The 3,191-nt window shown below is 62.6% G+C and carries 3 protein-coding genes; all 3 read right to left on the bottom strand.

Features of this window, described 5'->3' with window-relative positions:
* Window positions 1-926: acyl-CoA dehydrogenase family protein (locus RMO57_RS05610; RefSeq protein WP_310384999.1), on the bottom strand; the 926-nt coding region annotated here is incomplete at its 3' end.
* An 8-nt stretch (window positions 927-934) separates the two neighbouring features.
* Entirely contained in the window at window positions 935-2,110 is a 1,176-nt protein-coding gene (locus RMO57_RS05605) for an acetyl-CoA C-acyltransferase (protein WP_310384997.1), read from the bottom strand.
* Window positions 2,111-2,123: 13 nt separating this feature from the next.
* Window positions 2,124-3,191 (bottom strand): 3-hydroxyacyl-CoA dehydrogenase (locus RMO57_RS05600; RefSeq protein ID WP_310384995.1); only part of this gene is annotated, 1,068 nt, incomplete at its 5' end.

Raw genomic sequence — 3,191 nt, 5'->3', positions numbered from 1 at the left:
TCAGACTTCAAAGATCCTCTGAGTGCTTCCTTGAAATCTCCTTGATATTTTTTATAAATTGTTTCCCAACAGTAAATTTTAAACTCTTCGGCTTTTTTGTCTTTTGCCTCTATTTGCTTCTGAAGGGTCTCACTCTGCAGGCCGAGCTTGTGGTTCAGGCCGGCCAGCCGCACATCGTTGCGCTCGCCCGTCAACTGACCCTCGGCGTCCAGCATCTGCTTGGGCACGATAAACAGCGAGATCCCGCGCGCGCCGGCGGTCAATTTGCCGTCGGGGCCGGGGATCTTGGCCAGCACCAAATGAATGATGTTCTCGCTCAGCTCATGCTCGCCGGCCGAGATCCACATCTTGTTGCCCTTCAACCTAAAGCGTGGCCCGAGCGGATCATCGGCGTCGTCCGGCTCGGCCCGGGTCGTGATGTCGGACAAGGACGAACCGGCCTGCGGCTCGCTCAAACACATGGTGCCGAACCAGCGGCCAGCAAACTCGGCCGCCGCAAAAACCTCGCGCTGTTTATCAGTGCCATGCGCCATCAAGAGATTGGCATTGCCGGCGGTCAGCATGGCGTAGGCGCCAATCGCCACATTCGCCTTGCTGAAGAAAGCATTGGCCGCCATCTCGATCACGCAGGGCAGCTGCATGCCGCCCATCGCATAGTCTTGGGCTGCCGCCAACATGCCGGAGGCGATGTAGGCGTCGGTCGCCGACTTGGTGGCGGCGGGCAGGTGCACGCGCTCACCGTCAAAGCGCGGCTCGTCGGTGTCGGTCAGCCGATTGATGCTCGCGAACTTGTCGCGGGCGATTTTTTCGCAAGTGTCGAGCACGGCCGCGAAGGTCTCGCCGCTGTGCTCGGCGAAACGCTCGCGCAGGGTCAGGTCTTGCACCCCGAGCCAGTCGTTCAAGAAAAAGTCGAGGGTTTGTCGCATGACGTGAACTACAGGACTTCGAAGATGCCTGCCGCGCCCATCCCGCCGCCAATGCACATCGTCACGCAAACGCGCTTGGCACCACGCCGACGGCCCTCGATCAGTGCATGGCCGATCATGCGCTGGCCCGACACGCCGTAAGGGTGGCCGACCGCGATGGCGCCGCCGTTGACATTGAGCCGGTCCATGGGGATACCCAGCGTGTCGGCACAGTACAGCACCTGCACGGCAAAGGCTTCGTTCAGCTCCCACAGATCAATGTCGGCAATGCTCAGACCCAGGCGCTTCAAGACCTTGGGGATGGCGTAGACCGGGCCAATGCCCATCTCATCCGGCTCGCAGCCCGCCGTCGCGAAGCCCAGGAAGCGGCCCAGGGGCTTGAGCCCATGCGTCTGGGCGTAATGTTCGCTGGTCAAGACGCAGGCACCGGCGCCGTCGGAAAACTGGCTGGCATTGCCGGCCGTCACCAGGCCGCCGGGCAAGGCACTGCGCAGATCCTTGATGCCTTCATACGTCGTGCCTTCGCGCAGACCTTCGTCGGCGCTAACGGTCACTTCACGCGTGGTCAAGCCCAGGACTTTGTCGGCCACGCCCATGGTGACGGTAATCGCTGCGATCTCGTCGGTGAAAAGGCCGGCGGCTTGCGCTGCGCAAGCGCGCTGCTGGCTCTGCGCGCCGTATTGATCCATGCGCTCACGGGCGATGTTGTAGCGGGTGGCCACGGTCTCGGCCGTCTGCAACATGCTCCAGTAGATTTCGGGCTTGTGCTTGGCCAGCCAGGGATCGTTGATCATGTGGCGGTTGGCTTCGTTTTGCACGCAGGAGATGCTCTCCACGCCGCCCGCCACAAACACCTCGGCCTCGCCCGCGATGATGCGCTGCGCGGCCAAGGCAATCGCCTGCAAGCCGCTGGAACAAAAGCGGTTGACGGTGAAGCCGCTGACGGTGATGGGCAGACCGGCGCGCAGCGCGATCTGGCGGGCGATATTGTTGCCGGTGGCGCCTTCAGGGAAGGCACAGCCCATCACCACGTCGTCAATATCAGCGGCGTCAATGCCGGCGCGCTCAACGGCGGCTTTGACCGCGTGGCCACCTAAAGTGGCGCCGTGAGTCATGTTGAAAGCCCCCTTCCAGCTCTTGGCCAAAGGGGTGCGGGCGGTGGAAACGATGACGGCTTTGCTCATGATCAGGTCCTTCTTAATTGAATGTCTTGCCGTCGGCCACCAGGCGCGCCAACAACGGCGCGGGCGTCCAGAACTCGGCGTCATCCAGTGGGTTCTGAGCGAACTTTTTCATCGCCCGCACGACGTTGAACAGCCCCACCTGGTCGGCATAACACATCGGCCCACCGCGCCAGAGCGGGAAGCCGTAGCCGGTCAGATAGACCATGTCCACGTCCGACGCGCGCTGGGCGATGCCCTCTTCCAGCAAATGCGCGGCCTCGTTGACCAGCGAGTAGACCAGCCTGTGCACGATCTCGTCGTCGCTGATCTGGCGCGGCTTGATGCCAAGGGCGGCGCGGTGCTGATCCAGCATCTCGCCCACCACGGCGGAGGGGATCGCGTCCCGCTTGCCGACTTGGTAGTCGTACCAGCCGGCCTGCGTCTTCTGGCCAAAGCGGCCCAGCTCACACAGCAGGTCGGCAGACTTGGAGTAGCGCAGATTCGGCTTTTCCTGATAGCGGCGCTTGCGGATCGCCCAACCGATGTCGTTACCGGCCAGATCGCCCATGCGGAACGGGCCCATCGCAAAACCGAACTTCTCGGCCGCACGGTCGACCTGCGCCGGCGTGCAACCTTCGTCCAGCAGGAAACCGGCCTGGCGGCTGTACTGCTCGATCATGCGGTTGCCGATGAAGCCGTCGCAGACGCCGGACACGACTGCCGTTTTGCGGATCTTCTTGGCCAGCGCCATCACCGTCGCCAACACGTCCTTGGCCGTCGCCTTAGCGCGCACCACTTCGAGCAGCTTCATCACATTGGCCGGGCTGAAGAAATGCAGGCCGACCACGTCTTGCGGGCGCTTGGTGAAATTGGCGATCGCGTTCAGGTCCAGCGTCGAGGTGTTGCTGGCCAGGATGGCGCCGGGCTTCATCACCGCGTCGAGCTGGCCGAACACCGCCTGCTTGACGCTCAGCTCCTCGAACACCGCCTCGATCACCAGGTCGGCGTCCATGATGTCGTCGTAGGCCAGGGTCGTCGTCAAGAGCGCCATGCGGTCGTCGCACCTGTCTTGCTTGAGCTTGCCCTTCTTGACCTGCGATTC

This window comes from Roseateles sp. (assembly GCF_031397715.1).
Lineage (GTDB): Bacteria > Pseudomonadota > Gammaproteobacteria > Burkholderiales > Burkholderiaceae_C > Paucibacter_A.
This window is presented reverse-complemented; position numbering and strand designations above follow the sequence as displayed.

Bases quoted from the DNA above. Each gene is read 5' to 3' on its own strand.
- RMO57_RS05605 (WP_310384997.1), bottom strand. From the start codon at position 2,110: ATGAGCAAAGCCGTCATCGTTTCCACCGCCCGCACCCCTTTGGCCAAG.